Origin of the sequence: Vibrio profundi, assembly GCF_043642225.1 — a bacterium.
GTDB classification, from domain to species: Bacteria; Pseudomonadota; Gammaproteobacteria; order Enterobacterales; family Vibrionaceae; genus Vibrio; species Vibrio profundi_A.
Window position 1 is genome coordinate 1 of sequence record NZ_JBHZSF010000020.1, and the last position, 17,557, is coordinate 17,557.

Sequence of the window (17,557 nt, forward strand, 5' to 3'; positions counted from 1 at the left end):
GTGAGAGGTACTTAAGTTCAATGTCATGATAACGGGTTACAGGTCTAGGTCTATCTGAGACTCGTGAAAGCATTTTCACATGGGTCACCTTAGAATAATTAAGTCCTAAAGCTACATCATAAGCAGTAAGCCGACTCCCTAAGATTCCTACTCTTCCTGTCAATGAACCCAAGCGATTAATTGGGTAAGGATTAGAGAGGTATCTTAGAGTTCCTTTAAGTCGGTAAGGGTCAGCCTCCACACTAGTTCCTGTACAGAGAAAGACCGCATCATAAACTGATCTGCTCCAGTCAGACTGGACACCGCATTAAGCGACATATTGCTTTTCAAAGTTAACTGGGCTTACATACCCAAGAGCACTGTGCCTTCTTGTTCGATTGTAATCAACTTCAATGTACTCAAAAAGCGCTTGGCGCATCTCTTCTCGGGTCATTATCGGCTCGTATTGGACGGCTTCTACTTTCATTGAGTGGAAAAAGCTTTCAACACAGGCGTTATCCCAACAATTCCCCTTCCTACTCATGCTTTGTTTTAGATTATGAGCTGCGATTAAATCTCGGTAGTCTTTTGAGCAATATTGGCTACCTCTATCACTATGGATAACCACGTCTTCTGGCATGCCTCTGCGGAACAATGCCATTGATAGTGCATCACAGACTAGAGTTGCGGTCATTCTGGTGCTCATTGACCAACCAACGACTTGCCGTGAATACAGGTCGATAATAACGGCTAAATACATCCAGCCTTCGCTTGTCGCTAGATAGGTGATATCTCCAGCCCATTTTTGGTTTGGTGCTGTCGCATTAAAGTCTTGCTCAAGCAAGTTCGGGGCAATAGGAAGCCTATGCTTACTGTCTGTCGTACATTTGAACTTACGGGCGGCCTTCGCGACTAAGCTCTGGCGTTTCATGCTCGCGGCAATCGTTTTTACATCGTGCTTATTACCATTCGCCTCAAGTTCTTTTTGAATACGCCTTGCACCGTCGCGTTCCTTTTTATCATCAAAGACTTCTCGAACTTTGCTATCAAGCTGGTTGCGGTGCTCGTTGCGTTGAGTGACTTTATGGCGGTTATCAATCCAATAATAAAACCCACTTCGAGAAACCCCAAAACCTTAGCCATACGGACAATCCTATATTGCATAAGGTGTTCGAGCATAAACTCATAGCAATCTAATTTAGATTTTTCGCGAAGTAGGTGGCGGCCTTTTTTACGATATCTAGCTCTTCAGCTTGCTCTGCCAAAAATCGCTTGAGCTTGGCATTTTCAGTGGCGAGTTCTCTTTCTCTATCGCTGATTTTCGCGTCTTTTTTGACGGCTTTACGCCATCCATAGATTTGAGATTCATATAACGATAGCTTTCGTGCAGCAGCAGCGACACCGACTTTGTCTGCTAACTTAAGCGCTTCGGCTTTGAATTCAGGAGTATGTTTGATTCGTGTTTTCTTAATTGTCATTGTCCACCTCGTTAGTGATTGTACTCACTTAACTCAGTGTCCAAAACTTCTGGTGCGGATCAGTTGGTCAATTTTATAGCGTAGCGCTAACAAACATAAGAAGGCGAAATTAGTCAATAAGGACCAATATCGCTATTTTTAAGACTTATTGCGTTAGTCGAGAAAGGAAAACTGGCTGAAAATACTCTCCATTTGTCGGGAGTATGTATGTTACTGTCAAAGGAGATGAATCGTGGCACGGCATTTAAGGCCATGCTACAGAGTGAGCAGCGTCAAGTCGCCTTTTCTTTGGCGAGTGCGGTTGCCGCTAGTCTTGTTGAAGTCGTACCTTGGTTTTGCCTTTTTCTCTCTCTTGATGCTATTGCTTCTGGAGAGTCCCCAGCCTCTTATTTGATTGTTTTTGTTGTTGCGCTGTTAGTTCGTTATGGCTTGTACGTTTTTGCTGTTTGGCAAGCTCATCTAGCCGCGTACCACATTATTCAAAAGACGCGTCAACATATTGTTCGTGCTCTAGCCGAAATGAACATCGAACAGCTTAGAAGCCAAAAACGCGGTGATATTGAAAAGCGCCTGTCCGATGACTGTCAAAGTATAGAGCCGCTGATTGCTCATCATGGTACGGACGTGATCAACGGTCTGTTAATGCCCGTGCTACTGACAATATTAATGGCTTACATAGATTGGCGTTTAGCTCTTATCGCACTGTTGCCACTCCCAGTAGCTCTCGCTGTCCAAATCACCTTGATGAGTGGCTTTCAGCATCGCCAAGAAAAGTACATGCAGATCGTCGCGAACATGCATCAAGCTCAGATGGAGTTCTTGCGCAGTATTGGCGTGATGAAGTTGTTCTCAGTCGATGCCGACTCTTACCGCGCCCTCAGTCGTACCATCCGTTCACACAATAAGATTGTTACTGGATACACGCGAATCATGGTAGGGGCTTGGGTCACGTTCGTTACCTTGGCTCAAGCATCCTTGATGCTCGTGGTTCCCGCAGCGATCGCCCTGGTGGAAATGGGGCAATTGTCGCTTGTGGAGCTGGTGATGGTAGTATGTATCAGTGCAGGCATTTTAAAACCTTGGCTGGACTTAACTCAGGTGTTTTCACAAATCCAACAATCTTTTGTTGCCATTGATCGTTTGTTACCTTTCTTCTCGACTCATCAGTCAGTCGCGCTAATTTATGATAAGCCGTTAACAAGTTTGTCTTGTTATCGACTGGCGCTTTCTCGTGCGGACAAGCCGCTGTTGGCAGACGTCAGCGTTGAATTTCTTCCCGGCGAACGAGTCACAATCGAAGGGGAATCTGGCGCTGGTAAAAGTTCATGGTTAGCGACCTTGAATGGTGCGCTGCTGCCTGACAATGGAGAGTGGCAGATCAATGGTGTATCGATGAGCGATTGGGGTGATGAAGCTCGTTGTCGCTATGTTGCAACAGTCGATCAGCACATGGTGTTCTTCTCTGGCACATTACGCGATAACCTTTCGCTGGTTAAGCGTGCATTAAAAGATGATGAGATCTGGTTGTTGCTATCGCTCGTTGGACTTAAACAATTGGTCAAAGATTTGCCTTGCGGCTTAGAATCGCCAATTGGAGAAGCTCAGCGTTTGTTCAGTGGTGGTGAGATGCAGCGACTCGCGATCGTCAGAGCTGTGTTAGCTAAGACTCCAGTTTTGATATTAGATGAAGCAACCGCACATCTTGACCAAATCTGTGAGCAAACTGTTCTGGAAGGTTTACGCCATTATCATCCTAAGCAGATTCAATTAATCATTAGTCACCGAGCTACGCGCGTTCAGCATGTTGATCGCCGCTTGCGAGTGGAATCTGGAGAAGTAAGGGAGAATCACCATGACTAGTATTCAGCTCTTGATCCGCCATAGTGGTATCAGCGCACGAAAATTCTGGCTTGGACTTGGCGGCAAGCTAGTGGTTGAAGCCTTGCCATTATTAGTATTTGGCCTGCTATTTTCTTGGTTACTGGCGCCAGAAGCATTGTCGTGGTTGGTCGTTGGCGCGATCGCCGTTGGAGTGGTGGTTATTCAGTGGTGGGTTGGTCAAAGTGCCCAACAAACTTTTCTCGGTGCATATGACATCACTCATGGTCTTCGCAGTCAGCTACTGAACGATATTCGCAAGCAGCCGCTCTCTGCGTTGAGAGGGAAGCGCTTAGGCGATAAGATGAAAATTTTGACTGCAGATCTTAAGCAGTTTGAAGATATATTCAGCCACTTGTTAGCCGATTTTATCTCAGCATGGGTGGTTCCGTTAGCCATGTTGGTTGTGATTAGCGTTATACATCCTTTACTAGGCTTGGTTACCTTGGGGATACTCGTTGTCGCCGTCGTGGTCTTAATTCTCGCTGAGAAAACGTTCAGCAAGCGGGCAAGAGACCATCATCGCATGAATAGTGAAGTCTCAAGTCGGTTGCTTGAATATGTTGATTGCTTACCTATGTTGCGTGGTTTTGGTCAAAGTGAGCGTCTCGCCGAACCTTTGTGTCAAAAGATCGAGGCGCAACGAGCAGCCGGTCTTGGGTTAGAGTGGGCTGGTGGAACGGGGGTCTTGGGGGCCACATTTATTACCGAACTTGCGCTAGTAGCAAACCTAGGGTTGGCGAGTGTGTATTTGCACTCCAATCAGCTGACTTGGCCTGAGTGTATAGTGGTGATTGTAGCCAGTGTCATTTGTATCCGCCCTTTAACGCGGATGACGGTCTATGCTGCTTTACTTCGCTATATGCTTAACGCGGCTGATCGCCTATTAGCGCTCGCTCAGATGCCCCAACAGACCGTTAAAGGTAGTGCCCCTGTTGGTCATGATATCGTGATTGATAACATGCACCTTGCCATAGATGGACAGAAAATACTCAATGGCGTCATTGTTTCAATAGCGCAAGGAGATCGCGTCGCTTTTGTTGGTCAAAGTGGAGCCGGTAAGTCGAGTCTGCTGGATGTGATTGCTGCTTTTCATATTCCGACTCTAGGAACAGTGAAAATTGGTGGGCTTAGCCTTGACGAAGTGGGAACGCATCACTGGTATAAATTGATCTCCTATGTGACGCAAGACGTTCAGTTGTTAGGCGGCAGTTTGCGCGATAACTTATTGCTCGCTAAACCCAAAGCAAGCAGTGAAGAGTTACAACGAGCGATTGATGCGAGTGGGCTAACGTCATTGGTTGCGGGTCTACCACAAGGCTTAGACAGTCCGATTGGCGAGAACGGCAATCAGTTGTCAGGAGGCGAGCGGCAGAGAGTATCCATAGCTCGAGCTTTGCTGCATGATGCGCCAATTCTGCTTTTAGATGAAATAACCTCAGCGTTAGATGAAACCACTCAAAATGAGGTGTTAGGGGCGATAACCCAGTTATCTAAAGGTAAGACAGTGATTATGGTTGCTCACCGCTTAGAAACAGTCCAAGACGTTGATACGATATACTATTTAGAGCAAGGTAAAATTACCGATCATGGTGCCCATAGTACGTTACTCGCCAAAAAAGGGCGCTACCAAGAGTTGTGGCAAGCGGGTCGAACGGGCTAAAGACAATTCGTCCTCAATGTGTAAACACATTTCAGGACAACACAACCAAGTAATAAAAGCCTTGCTAATAAGTAGCAAGGCTTTTATCTGTGGGTTTACCCTTTATGCCATGGGGTACTTGAAGGGCCCAGTATGGCTTTTTTATCTATTTTTCCTACCGCGGTTTTCGGTAATCTTGAGACCAGAATCAACTCATCAGGTAGTTTAAATGTGGCTAGGTTCTGTCCAATGAGAAATTGACGCAGATCTTGAAGAGTTATGGCAGCGCCGCGTCCCACCACGGCAACGCCGATACGTTCACCAACATGGGGATCCGGAACGGCAACCACAGCCACTTGAGTTATATAGGGATGGGCCAATAATTGCTCTTCAATTTCGTCGGCGGCAATGCATTCACCAGCTCGATTTATTATATCTTTAATGCGGCCGGTGACAGTAAGGTATCCCTCGGCATTTATACGAACTTTGTCGCCACTACAATAAAAACCCTCTTCAGTAAACGAACGAGCATTGTGTTCTGAGGCACGATAGTAACCGCTTAGAGTGTAAGGGCCTCGAGTTAACAACTCGCCTTCTTCTCCTGGCGCGACATCATTGCCGTCGTTATCGACAATGCGTATTTCATCCCACGAGCTAACCGGCTTACCTTGCATAGAGGCGATAACCTCTGGTGGATCGGTTAAGCGGGTGCACGCGATCAAACCTTCAGCCATACCAAAGACCTGCTGTAATGCACCAGAAAAGGCAGTTTGCATTTCAATTGCGTTATTGTAAGCAAGTTTAGAACCGCCGACTTGGATGCGTTTAAGACTGGTTAAATTAGCCTCTTCCCACTGGGTGGCCTCTGTCCACAGTTGCGCGAGTGCGGGTACCAGAGCGGTGGCGGTTACGCCATACTGCTCGATTAGTTCAAAGCAGTGATCAGGGCTCGCCAACTGGGTAAAGATGACTTCTCCCCCTAACGACAGAGTCCCCAAGAAACCCGGGCAGCCGAGGGGGAAGTTATGTGCGGCTGGCAACACCACAAGGTAGATCTCTTTCTCTGTCACTTCGCTAGCATCGCAGCAGCAACGAATATTGTAGAGATAATCGTTGTGTGTTCTGGGAATCAGTTTAGGCAGCCCGGTTGTTCCTCCTGACACTAAAAACAGTGCAGGTGTTTCTGGGTTGACGATGGCAGGGTTAAAAGTCTGTATAGCCACACAAGGCAAGGTGTAAGGCTGAGTGATTTGATCAACCAAGTAGAGTTTGAGAGCGGGTTGTTTTTGCAGAGCATCTATCATCTGCTGGCCACTTAGGCCCTCGCCAATATAACCTTTCGCGCTTGATATATGCATAAAGTGCTCTATCTCAACTAAGCCATGTGCCGGTAGCGCCATGACCGGAATGATGCCCACGCGCAATAAGCCAAACAGGGTAACGGCAAACTGGCAAGAGTTAGATAGTTGCATCACGATGTGATCCCCAGATGTCCAGCCTTGTGATAGCAGCCCAGCCGCCACTTGATCGGCTTGAGTCACTAACGCGCTATAAGTTAGTGTCTCTTTGTCATCCCTAACTGCAAGACGATTATCGAACTCAGGGAGTTGGCGCCACAATAAGTGCCACAAGGGCAAGTTCTCCCAAATTCCTGCTTGTGCGTACTGCTGTTTTAGATCAGGGCTACCCTGCGCTGTTTCACCGAAAGATGTCATACTTCCACCTCTAGGTTGTCTTGAGTATTGGTCGACTGTTTGTCTTCTAGTGAGGTTTCAAAAATCAGATGGTCAAGGACGCAAGCCATCTTTTCACAGGTTTCTTGCCACTCTCTATCTGGTGTCGATAGACTGATGATGCCAGCGCCCGCTTGCAGCATTGATATTGAATGACGGTTATAGGCTGCGCGTAACACCAACGCAGCATCAAAAAAACCATCCTGATCTGCAATTAAGACACTGCCGCTGTAGAGTCCACGACTTGTTGGTTCATAGCGAGTAATCGCCTCAATGGCTTCACGCTTTGGTATTCCTGAGGCAGTGATGGCTGGAAATAGAACCTTAAAGGCACTCCAAGCCGATTTATCTTGCGCGAGTTGCCCTGTTACTCGTGAAGCCAAGTGTTGTACGCTACCGCGCTCGGAGACTTCCATAAACTGTGCAACATTGACGGTTTTTTGATCACACACTTGTTCAAGTTCCTCAATCGCCAATTTGACCGATGTTGCGTGTTCGGCAATTTCTTTCGGATCTGTAGTTAGTTCCTTTTTTAAACGCTCGGCTTCTATGGGGTCGGCGGGTAAGAACCGAGTCCCCGCCAAAGGTTGAGTACTTAAGTGACCGAGTTTATCGACTTCAAGGACGGTTTCAGGTGAAAAGCCAAATGCTTCAAGCTCTCCCAACTTAAGTAAGAAAGAGCGGGCTGGTGTATTTTGGCGGCGCCCAGAGATGAAGCTGAGACGAATATCGATAGCTGCGGGAAGGGCAGCACAGCGTGACAAGATAACCTTTTTGTAGTCGTCGGCGACGATTTCTTTTACTGCCGCGGCAACTATGGCTTGGTAGTCGTGTTGAATTTGCTCATGGTTGATGATGTCAGCTTGCGTCAATGGCGCTATCGGTTGCGAGAGAGATAAAGGTGTAGCGACTTCTGTTATTACTCGCTCTATTTGAGGCAAGAATGATGGGTCGACTGTGCGTATTACGGTTTGATCATTTGTCACACGAATGTCGTGCTGAGCGATGAACAACTCGAGTAGGTTGCGATGTGCCATTTTATGTGAAAGCTGGTGAGCAAAATGACTGAATTCAAAATCAACACGGCCAAATACGCGCCAGCCATCCCATGGCAGTGCTTGGGTAGCTTGATGAATAGCATCACAGAGACCCTTGGGGTTAGGTTGGTCAACCTTGCCAGCAAAGTTTGTGATCCTACCTTGCGTATCGACTGTCAGCTGTTGCAATTTGTTGATGCCGATAGCCCACTCCCCGTTATGCTCATACACCACATAGTCATGGCAAAACTCAGCTCCGCTTAGCGTAGTAGCTAAGATTTGAGGGTCACACTGATGGGTAATGGTGTGAGTGTGGTATTGAGTGAAGGCAGGCTTAGCCATAATGATGTTCTCCAAATGGGTTACGAGATGCGCGAGAGGCATCAAGAGTGTGGTTTATCACGCTCTGAATAAATAGCGATGGTTGATCTGTAATGTAAAAATGATCGCCGGGAAGGCTTGAAATTGATGTCATTTCTGGGCGTGTATGCCACTCTTGCCACGCTACTACTTCGCTAGACCACGCCTCGGGGTCTTGCTCTCCAAATAGCAGTGTGCAGGGAATATGGGATAATTTTGCCCCACTTCCTTGAAGCGTCAGATAGGCTTCTGTCGCGGCGAAATCTGCTCTGAGCATAGGTAAAAAGAGCTCGAGTAACTCAGGGTGCTCTTTAAGCACAGGACTACCGCTACCAATTTCAACTAACTGTTCGACAAAATCGTCGTCGTTAAGGTGACTCAGTGTCCGTCTGCTTTTTAGGTGAGGGGCATGACAGCCAGACAAAACCAGTTGCGACACTGGCGTCGATTTTCCGTAGTGTTCTTCAAAATGATTACACACTTCAAAGGCGACTTGCGCTCCCATGCTATGTCCGCAAATTCGTAGGCGTAGAGAGCGGTTTTGTGGCGTGGAAGCGATCCACTTCATCAGAGTGTCAAATAGATCGCAAGCGATCTCCGAGATGCTTGCTAAGGCGTGCTCTTTCATACGTTGGTCACGCCCTGGATAGGTTGCCAGAAGGATGAGGCTGTTCATCGGTAACTCCTGCTGTGGTAAAGAGTTCCAACTGCTGAAAGCGCTGTGACTTCCGCCTGCGAAGGGGCAGAGAACCCACAGTTCATCAACGCGGTTTCCCCGCTGGCATAAGGGTTTGAATGAGATGGGTGCTTTTGGCTCAAGAGCGTTGTTCGTTGTGGAATATGAACCGAGCAGAGCTCGCATATCACCCAGAGTGGTTTGCTGGTAAAGCTGTTTGAGGCTGACCTTGCATCCTAATCGTCTAAACTGACTCACCATACGCATTAGAAACATGGAATCTACACCCAGAGCGAACATGTTGTCTTCGTCATTGAGTGTGGAGTGGGAGAGGGCGTAAGTGTCGCAGAGCGCCTGTTCAAACTGGGCAATTAAATCAGTGTTTTTGGACATAATGGCAATCATTACTTTAATGAATTTTGGGTAAAGCCTCCCTATGCCACACCGATAGATGTGACCGACTTGAGAGGGTAAATGTGCCCACCTGAAACGATGGGCGATACAGAGTTAAATGGTGTCGGGTTGGGGTGATGACCTTGGTATTGAAATGCGAAGTAGGCCTAGCCCGAAAGCCGTTACCGAAGCAATAATCGCAATGGCGTAGTGAACGGAATAACCCAATGTGGCAATGACACTGCCGCTGATAAGAGCCATAACGATGGCAACGGCCATATCTGTTGACTGGAATAGGGTAAAATCGACGCCTGCTTGTTTGCCATAGGCCCAGCCCATCATCAATGTATAGAGGGCGACAAACTTTGCGGCGGCGACAGCGGAGCTCAGTACAAATAGGATTTGCAACCCTATTGTTCCGCTGAAGAGAGCTAAAGTATCAAGGTAGAAACCAGAAAAAATCACCGCCTCTAGACCTAAGCAAGCGAGTAACATAGTGCGTGGAGATAAGCGCTTCATCAACACTGCGCTAACAAGTACACCGAACAGCCCAGTGAGCGCACCACCTCCAGCCGCGAGCAAACCAAGGTCTGTCAATTGTAGCCCCTGATCAATAAGGTAAGGCATTAACATTGACTGAACGCCTCGCGTTCCTATTTGGCATAGCACTACCATCAGTAATCCAAAACGCACGCTGGGGCTATTCCACGCTCGACGCAAAGAAGGGCGCTGCTCAGAAGGGATTTCGGCTGAAGATAGGTTTCTCTTCAACAATATACCAGTTGGCAATGACATTAAAACAATCAGTGCCATCAAGACAAACAGTGCGGTTTGCCACTGATATGCCCCCATCAAATAGATGAAAAGACCGCCGCCAAATAGAGCGCCAATATAGGCACCGCCGACTTGCATGGTATTGCCTAAGTGACGGTTGCGTTTGGGTAATTGATCGACCGCTAAGCCATCGGTACTGATATCGGCAACTGTCGAAAGCAAAGCCAATGAAAATACACCAGCGAATAAAAGAGTAGGTTGTGTTATTGCTGAACTAAGAGCCAACCCCGCGAGGATCAACAAGATTGCCAATTGAGCAAGCCCAATGAGTCGACCATGGCTGATAAACCCGTTGCGTTTTCGTCTCGCTTCAATGTATGGCGCCCAAAGGAACTTGAACGCCCATGGCAGCATTGCTAAATAGAACAAGCCGATTTGGGAAGTCGAAATACCTTCAGAGCGCAACACTGCAGGTAAACCCTGCAGTGTAAACATCCCAACAAGGCTTTGTATCGTGTAAACGCCAGCAAGAATGGCGAGTAGAGGCTTAACACCTAGCGTTAATTGAGAAGTGTTCATGAGATTACCACTCTAGCTTCATATTTACACCCACCTCGCGTTCTGAACCGTAGTTGTTGAAACGCGTGTTGCTAAAGCTGTAGGCATAAGTGGTGTACTCTTTGTCGGTTAAGTTGTTACTAAACACTCGAAAAGAGATGTTGTCATTCATCGCATATTGAACTGCTAAGTCGATAAGTGTGTAACCGTCTTGCGCTAGAGTATTGCTTTCGTCAAAGAATATTTTAGATGTGTAGCGTGCATTGGTGGCGATAGACAATTCTCCATCTAGCCATGATTGTGGTAGGTAGTATTCGATACCTGCCACTGCCGTTGTATTAGGTGCATAGGGTAGTGTTTTACCTTCAATACCATCATTGCCCGATTCGAACTTAGACTGGCCAAATGTTGCGCCCAGTGTCAGAGTCAAATCATCGGTAGGGTAGTAAGCGAGATCAAGCTCAACGCCTTGGCTTTGGGCATCGCCCATGTTTCTAAGAACTTGACTACCTGGATTTCCAGTGTAGAGCTGAATATCTTTAGTGTCGATCCAGTACAGAGCCCCACTGAACCGAACAGTGTTTTCGGCTAAGTTAGTTCGCCATCCCAATTCACCATTGAGGGACTTTTCTGCTGAATAGCCATCTTTATCGCCAGAACTTCGTGGTACAGGGCTAAAACCGCCAGGTCGGTAGCCACTGGCTAATGAGGCAAATACTCTTGAGTCTTGGTTAATTTGCCAACCTATTGCCGCTTTTGGAGAGATAACGTTTTCGGACTTATCTGATTGATAGCTGTCAATCATCCATGCTGAGTTTCCACCAAAATCTGATTCAGAGGAAAAACGTGATGCGCGCACCCCACCTGTTAAATCGATAGTATCTGTCATGGCATAAGTCATTTGACCAAACAAGGCATAAGTTTGGGTCTTAATATCGTTTTGTGCTCCCGCACTGACATCAAAATTTCGATGCTCATAGTACCCGCCAACCAAAGCGGAAAGATCATCACTGAACTGGGTGTTAGCGCGCACTTCCTGACTGAAGGTGTTCTGATCTTCAACCCATTTACCGCCGATATATTCACGATCCACATTACGGTTTTGGTAAGCGGTAATACTGGTTAATTGGGTTGCGCCTAGGTCGTAGTCTATATGCAGCGCATAGCTATTGACGACTCGCTTAAGCTTAGGAATGTTTTGGCTGGTGGCTCGCTTGTCATATTCTTGTTGGGTCAAATACCACTCTTCATGGCTATCTAGATGCGCAGAAGAGACAGAAAATGTCACAGCGAGAGGGGACTGCTGAGGTAGATAGTGGAATCGAGCTGTACCGCTAAAGTCTTTGCTGTCGTTAGCGTCATCGGTGTTGCTAGGAATATGGCGAATATTACCTTCGTCTTTTAATGATCGAATTGCTATATCGGCATAAGTTGAATCGCTTATCGCGACTGCCGCTGAAGCATCAAGTTGTTTGCTTCGATTGCTGTAAGTGACACCACCAGACGCGAGGTTTTGATCGGTTGCCTTCTTGGTGATGATATTAATGATGCCGCCCTGAGCATTGCCACCATATAGCGTGCCTTGCGGCCCTCTAAGCAGCTCTACCTGTTCTACGTTGAGTAACTGCTGGGTTAGAAATGCACTATCTTGCAATACGCCATCGACATAGATGCTAATGGTAGGAGAATAGTAATCAGGTGAACTCACGCCCCGTATGGTGGTGTTGGCATAAGTACGGTTACCTCGGGTTTGAATCATTAGGCCAGGGAAGGCTTTTTCTAAGTCCTTAACTTCATGGATTCCTGCTTTCTCAAGCTCTTCTCCTGTTTTGATGAGCACTGAGCTATCAACCCGTTGTAACGAAATGTTCTGCTTGGTTGCTTCGATAATCATAACTTCTGGATTATGTTCATCTGCATTGACAGCAGGGCTCAAGGCTGCAGTTAAGATAGCGAGTGAAAGTGGACAGAGCGAGAAACTGTTCCTGTACATCTTACGGGATCCTTCTATTGTCGATTCTAGAGTCTATGGTGCAAATCTCCGCGCTATAGTGCTAACTCAATCAGGGGAAAAAAATGCGCGAATGGACGTTTTCTTTGTTAAGTAGGGGACTTGCTACAACGTATTTATCCGTGGAGTTGTCACTTGCCAGAGGAGGTAATGCGGTAAAGAGAGGACTCCGGTGATGAGAGATATGCGGAGGGCGCGCAACCAAATTCTTTTTTAAATGCAGCGGCAAAATGGCCGTGATTGGCATAACCCACTTCTTGCGCTATATGCGAGATGGACAAAGTACTACCACTGAGCAGTTCTGCCGCTCTAGCCATACGTTGCTGAACAATGTATTGATGAACGGTAGTGTTAAGCTGTTTGCGAAACCACTGCTTGAGCGAAGTTTCATTGATACCAATTCGGTGAGCTAACTGTGTAATAGTCGGCGGCAGGATGTATTCTTTGTCTAAGATTTCGATTGCCTTTTCGAGATTATTGCAACTGCTGAACCGCGTACGTGGTGTTCCTTGATCCGCAATTAAGTAGCGAGTGGCATCCGTTATAAAGGCATACGATAAATGGTGATGTAAGGGGCCATGTGATACGGAGGGTGAAGATAGGCGAGTAGCAAAGCGGGTAAATACCTCTGTCGCTGGCTTCATGATCAACAGCGGCTCTCTACGCTGAAGCTTAGCTTGAACATCAGAGCCAATTTGCATCACATCAAGATATTCCATCAAGACGGCTCTCGGCATTTGAAGTGCAAACAGTCGGGTCTCTTGTGGCTGATAGCGACACATTCCCGTTCGTGCATCTGAATAGCATAAGGCTAATGTGTGACTAGGAAGTATGCGAGATGTCGCTAAGCTATCGATGTGATAGTAAACCGCATTGTCCATATTGAGCATAATGGTGACCGAATCATATTCCGTTTTATCTGGCGTATCTAACTGAGTTGGAGAGCAGAAATTGCCATGAAATTCACTCAATATGATGTGATCATTGAGTTGGTTGCATCTGAGAGAAAATTCACATCTCGGGTGCTTAAACTCAATGTTGCCATTAGTCTGGAGGGACTCCTCTATGAGATCTAAATGGAATGGAAGACGATAGTAAGCCATAAATCATATAATAAAACATATCAATAATGAGAAGTATTATCATTCATGGCTTGCTATGTCCATTTTTGCGTTAATGCAATTACATCAAACCGCCCACAGCGCGTTGGGCGCGTTGATTTAGTTACTCAGCTCGCTGACGGAACTTACGGTATTGCAGAGGGTTTTGACCAAAGTGTTGTTTAAACAGTTTGGTAAAGTGCGATGGGCTGGAGTAACCGACTTGGTAAACGATATCTATAATGGGTTGATCGGTGAACTCTAACTCTTTTGCCGCTTTATCCATTCGAGTCTGCTGTAGACGTTTGGAGAATGTGGTGTCGAATAGTAGCTTGAAACCGCGTTTAAAGCTGGTTTCATTGGTACCCACTTCTCTACATAGCTCAGCAATACTCCAGTTTTTTTCTGGCTTAGCCTCTATTAGAGTATGCGCTTTACGGATTTTGTTCAGGGTGCGACTAGATAAACATGCGCATTCATCTGCCTTTCCATTGGGCTGAACCATTTCTAACTGGTTGAGCAATTTTGACAAACATTGGTAAGCTTGAGACACGGTATACAAGTGAGTTGTCGCATCAGTTGAGTGAGAGCTATCACTGACATCTAGTTGGCTAAGAAAGCGCTGAATGTCAAAGCTGGTGTCAAATACCCACGGACGATTTTCAGCTAAAAGCTCAAGAGTGTGATGTTTGAGCCCCTGTTGGATCTGCTGATAAATTTTACCTAAATAATGGCATTCAAATCGAATGTCAGCGATCTCAACATAGCTATCTTCGCTGCTTGTAAAGACGTCATTAAATTTATTGGTAGATAATATTAACACGCTTTTGTCCCGCTCAAGCTCTAGCGGTTGATCTTGGCCATTGTGCCAAAGCAAGCGTTCGCCATGCACAACGGTTAATATACGCAGGCAGCAAGTGGGTTTCTCTGGTTGCGCGTCATAGGCGGTGCAGCCTCCATATCCAGACAGTGTATGAATTTGGCACCCCAAGCATCCGCCGTAAGAGTGACAGGTTGGTTTTATTGGTGAACGTAAAGCTTTGTGGGGTGTGCACGGCGTTGTCGCACCAGAGCAAATAGATTGAAACTTTAAATCAACGCAGTTCATAGTTGTTACCTTTCAATACGGCTTAGTTGGCGAATGCACACATGTTTCGTTGAAGTATTGAGAAGAAGGCCACACGTTAAAATGTTCATTTCCATGCGTCGTCTCGTATTATTATTTTCTTTTTCTTTTTCTTTTTCTTTTTCTTTTTCTTTTTCTTTTTCTTTTTCTTTTTCTTTTTCTTCTTCTTCTTCTTGGGCTCGTATTATCAGTGCTCTAAATGAGAGTCTCATTCTGTTGAGACGCTCGGTTTTTGTCTACTCGGATCGGAAGTCATTTACCCTTTGTTTACACCCAATTTGAGTAGTCTTTTCCCATTAATCGTTATTTTTTAAGTCGCTTTAAGCTAAATAGCATTAGGCAATTGTGGGTTGGTGACGCTTGTTTTTCTCTAGACATGCACGGTGTAAAATACGCAGTAAATCAACACTGTCTTGCCAGCCTAAACACTCATCGGTGATCGATTGACCGTAGTTAAGTGGTTTTTGATCGCTAGATTGCTGCCCGCCTTGAAGAAAGCTCACACACATGATCCCTACGATCTTGTCATCACCGGCTTGAATGTGTGGTTTCGTGTAGTTGGGCGAGTCTCCTCCACGTAGTATCAAATGACCGTATTGGTTCCCTGGAGAATGGATGACAACGTGACAACCCTCGCAATTGCATTGAATTAGTGATTGCGGCCTACGCGAGGCATGAATAGCGTCAATGGCATGATCAATATTGCCATTGGTACTGTTTTTAAAGCTCACCGCGGTAGCGCCCCGACACCAATTGGCGATGTGGTTGGGACTCTGTTGTTCTGGCACCAATTGCGCCCCAACAGATCATATCAGCAAGGTAAGGTGTAAAGTTGGGATCTAAAAATTCAGTTGCGGTAGGCACATGGAGATCGAGAATCGAATTGAGCAGTTGACGACTGAGTGTAATTCCTTTGGCGATATTGTGTTGTCCATCGAGATCAGGGTCGATGCCAAAACCTTTCCAACCAAAACGCGTGCGAGCAATGCGAGGTTTTTCAAAATAGGTCCGCATGACAATTTTGAGTGTATCGGCAAACTCATGTTGGATTGTGGCGAGCTTTCCAGCGTAGTCTGCAATAGGGTCATGAATAGAACAAAGTCGTTGCGCGCCTTCAAGTACATCGTGTTCCTGCTGGATCTTGTATCGAGAGAGACCACCTTTTCTAGTACGATCTTGCTGGTCATGGGAATCACTACTGTTATTTGATATGAACAATAACATACATAAAGTTATTGTTTTTTATGAATAAATTATAATAATTGATTTTATGTATGCTGTTTTTTAGTCGATATAAGTTGGCAGGGACTCGGTAAGCCGAAAGGTCGATCCGAAACATAAAAGTCATAGGAAGCACTGCAAAAATCAATATCTCTACTCTTTTTTACCTGCGTATCTTTATGCTTTTTCTTTTAATCTAACGACTACGGTACGGGCGCGATCCGATCACAGTAGCTTGATATGAAGACAATGGACTGATGAGAGCGTTGAAATGAGTCATGGTTGTAGGGGCTTACAGCAGCGCCCGAACGTTTCATTGGCGATTGGAACCTATCTCATACCATGCTTTAGAGCTTGGATCTCTGTGAGCAAGTGCATGGGTAAGCAACGGATCGTGAGTACCTTTTTAAGCACATATCCACTAATTAGACTCGCGTCTTCAGGGAACAATACCTCAATTTCTTATTAACGCTTTTATCTAAACCTACCCCTAATTATAAATTAAGAATTAATAATTTTAAGTTGCTCGAAAAAGACTCTAGCTTATGCCTTTTAATATCTCGAAACAGGCTGATATCAATGGACAAAGACAACAATAAAGGGTTGACGAGAGATCAACTTAAGCGTTTTCACCAAGATGGGTATTTGGGACCCTTACCGAGGTTCGCAGATGTTGAATTAATTCAAGATGTTTTGACTCAAGTGAGGGGGATAATTCAAAGCCCAAAGCCTCACCCTTTGTATGGTCGTTATTCCGTTAGAGATTGGCATTTAGTGTCGGAGGACATTAAAGAGTTGAGTACGAATTCAGCTTTGATCGCATCGCTAGAGTCTTTAATTGGAGTCGATTTAGCGCTTTGGCGGTCAAAAATTTTTCACAAGAAACCTGGAGAGAACGGAACTGGGTGGCATCAAGAGTGGGGAGATTTCGATGGTGAAGAAATTGGTAACAACAAGCCTAGTTTAAGACCAGCACAAGAAAGACGAGATTGTTGGTGGAATTTAACGGTGTGGGTCGCTCTTACTGACGTTGAACTAGATTGCGCGCCGTTGCGCTTCATTCGTGGTTCACATAAAAAACAATACCCTAAAACGATGGTTCCGATGACTGAATCTGAGTTTTGGCATGATCCATTTATTGACTGTAAAACAATCGAAGATCTTGTCGAACGGGCGAATAACGACACACTAGTATTGGACGTTGATACCAGTGGGCTTTTTGAAAGTTATCAAATTAGTGGTAAGTCATTCGATGATGTTAAAGCCTATGTTCGTTCTGAATTCGAAAAACTACCTGCAAAAAAAACATTGGGTGTAGACGAGAGCCAAGAAGACATAGTGACGCTCCCTATGAAAAAGGGAGAATATGTTATTTTCACAGAAAGAACGATGCATGGATCCCTTCCCAATACATCCACTAATGACCGGTTTGCTATTAATTTTAGAGTGACGACCACGGATACGGAAATTTATCCTTTTCGACATCTGGGTGATTTTATTGATGGTTCAAATATCGATATCGCAGAACATTCGAGTTTACTGATCTCAGGTAGAGATCTGTCTAAAGCACGCAACAATTACACGTGAGAGG

General features: G+C 45.8%; 13 protein-coding genes and 1 pseudogene. 3 read left to right on the plus strand and 11 right to left on the minus strand.

All coding sequences use genetic code 11. From position 1 onward, the window contains the following. Positions 1-307: 307 nt before the first annotated feature. Positions 308-1,457 (minus strand): annotated as a pseudogene (locus tag ACHUFI_RS20655) (IS3 family transposase). Between the two features lie 207 nt (positions 1,458-1,664). Between ACHUFI_RS20655 and ACHUFI_RS20660 the strand changes: the two are divergent. Beyond that, positions 1,665-3,317 (plus strand): ATP-binding cassette domain-containing protein, encoded by a 1,653-nt coding sequence (locus ACHUFI_RS20660; RefSeq protein WP_394252608.1) that lies wholly within the window; start codon positions 1,665-1,667, stop codon positions 3,315-3,317. Further along, complete coding sequence (locus tag ACHUFI_RS20665; RefSeq protein WP_394252610.1) at positions 3,310-4,998, plus strand: ABC transporter ATP-binding protein; 1,689 nt, start codon at positions 3,310-3,312, stop codon at positions 4,996-4,998. The genes ACHUFI_RS20660 and ACHUFI_RS20665 overlap by 8 nt, the downstream gene beginning before the upstream one ends. Positions 4,999-5,093: 95 nt before the next feature. Here ACHUFI_RS20665 and ACHUFI_RS20670 read toward each other — a convergent pair whose 3' ends face one another. The 10 genes from ACHUFI_RS20670 to ACHUFI_RS20715 all read right to left on the minus strand — a co-directional run bounded on the left by ACHUFI_RS20670 (position 5,094) and on the right by ACHUFI_RS20715 (position 15,969). Next, positions 5,094-6,692, minus strand: a complete 1,599-nt coding sequence (locus ACHUFI_RS20670) for a (2,3-dihydroxybenzoyl)adenylate synthase (RefSeq protein WP_394252612.1) — start codon at positions 6,690-6,692, stop codon at positions 5,094-5,096. Next, on the minus strand, positions 6,689-8,089 hold the full coding sequence (locus tag ACHUFI_RS20675) for a salicylate synthase (RefSeq protein WP_394252614.1): 1,401 nt from the start codon (positions 8,087-8,089) through the stop codon (positions 6,689-6,691). The genes ACHUFI_RS20670 and ACHUFI_RS20675 overlap by 4 nt, the downstream gene beginning before the upstream one ends. After that, positions 8,082-9,176 carry a thioesterase domain-containing protein gene (locus tag ACHUFI_RS20680; RefSeq protein ID WP_394252616.1) on the minus strand — a complete coding sequence of 365 codons (1,095 nt, stop codon included), beginning with the start codon at positions 9,174-9,176 and terminating at the stop codon, positions 8,082-8,084. The genes ACHUFI_RS20675 and ACHUFI_RS20680 overlap by 8 nt, the downstream gene beginning before the upstream one ends. Before the next feature lie 114 nt (positions 9,177-9,290). Then, positions 9,291-10,529: an MFS transporter gene (locus ACHUFI_RS20685; protein WP_394252618.1), complete on the minus strand. Its 1,239-nt coding sequence runs from the start codon at positions 10,527-10,529 to the stop codon at positions 9,291-9,293. Between the two features lie 4 nt (positions 10,530-10,533). Continuing rightward, positions 10,534-12,501 carry a TonB-dependent siderophore piscibactin receptor FrpA gene (gene frpA / locus ACHUFI_RS20690; RefSeq protein ID WP_394252619.1) on the minus strand — a complete coding sequence of 656 codons (1,968 nt, stop codon included), beginning with the start codon at positions 12,499-12,501 and terminating at the stop codon, positions 10,534-10,536. A 149-nt stretch (positions 12,502-12,650) separates the two neighbouring features. Continuing rightward, the gene (locus tag ACHUFI_RS20695; RefSeq protein ID WP_394252621.1) at positions 12,651-13,622 is read right to left on the minus strand and encodes a helix-turn-helix transcriptional regulator; all 972 of its coding nucleotides are present in this window, start codon (positions 13,620-13,622) and stop codon (positions 12,651-12,653) included. Positions 13,623-13,743: 121 nt separating this feature from the next. Further along, the gene (locus tag ACHUFI_RS20700; RefSeq protein WP_394252623.1) at positions 13,744-14,727 is read right to left on the minus strand and encodes a helix-turn-helix transcriptional regulator; all 984 of its coding nucleotides are present in this window, start codon (positions 14,725-14,727) and stop codon (positions 13,744-13,746) included. 5 nt (positions 14,728-14,732) lie between these two features. Continuing rightward, the gene (locus tag ACHUFI_RS20705; protein ID WP_394252625.1) at positions 14,733-14,957 is read right to left on the minus strand and encodes a hypothetical protein; all 225 of its coding nucleotides are present in this window, start codon (positions 14,955-14,957) and stop codon (positions 14,733-14,735) included. 123 nt (positions 14,958-15,080) lie between these two features. Next, positions 15,081-15,476, minus strand: a complete 396-nt coding sequence (locus ACHUFI_RS20710; protein WP_394252627.1) for a hypothetical protein — start codon at positions 15,474-15,476, stop codon at positions 15,081-15,083. Further along, positions 15,466-15,969, minus strand: coding sequence for a DAHP synthetase I family protein (locus ACHUFI_RS20715; protein WP_394252629.1), 504 nt, complete (start codon positions 15,967-15,969; stop codon positions 15,466-15,468). Before ACHUFI_RS20715 ends, ACHUFI_RS20710 begins: the two co-directional genes overlap by 11 nt. A gap of 576 nt (positions 15,970-16,545) precedes the next feature. On the opposite strand from ACHUFI_RS20715, the gene ACHUFI_RS20720 reads away from it, so the two are divergent. Continuing rightward, positions 16,546-17,553: a phytanoyl-CoA dioxygenase family protein gene (locus tag ACHUFI_RS20720; protein WP_394252631.1), complete on the plus strand. Its 1,008-nt coding sequence runs from the start codon at positions 16,546-16,548 to the stop codon at positions 17,551-17,553. The last annotated feature ends 4 nt before the right edge of the window (positions 17,554-17,557 follow it).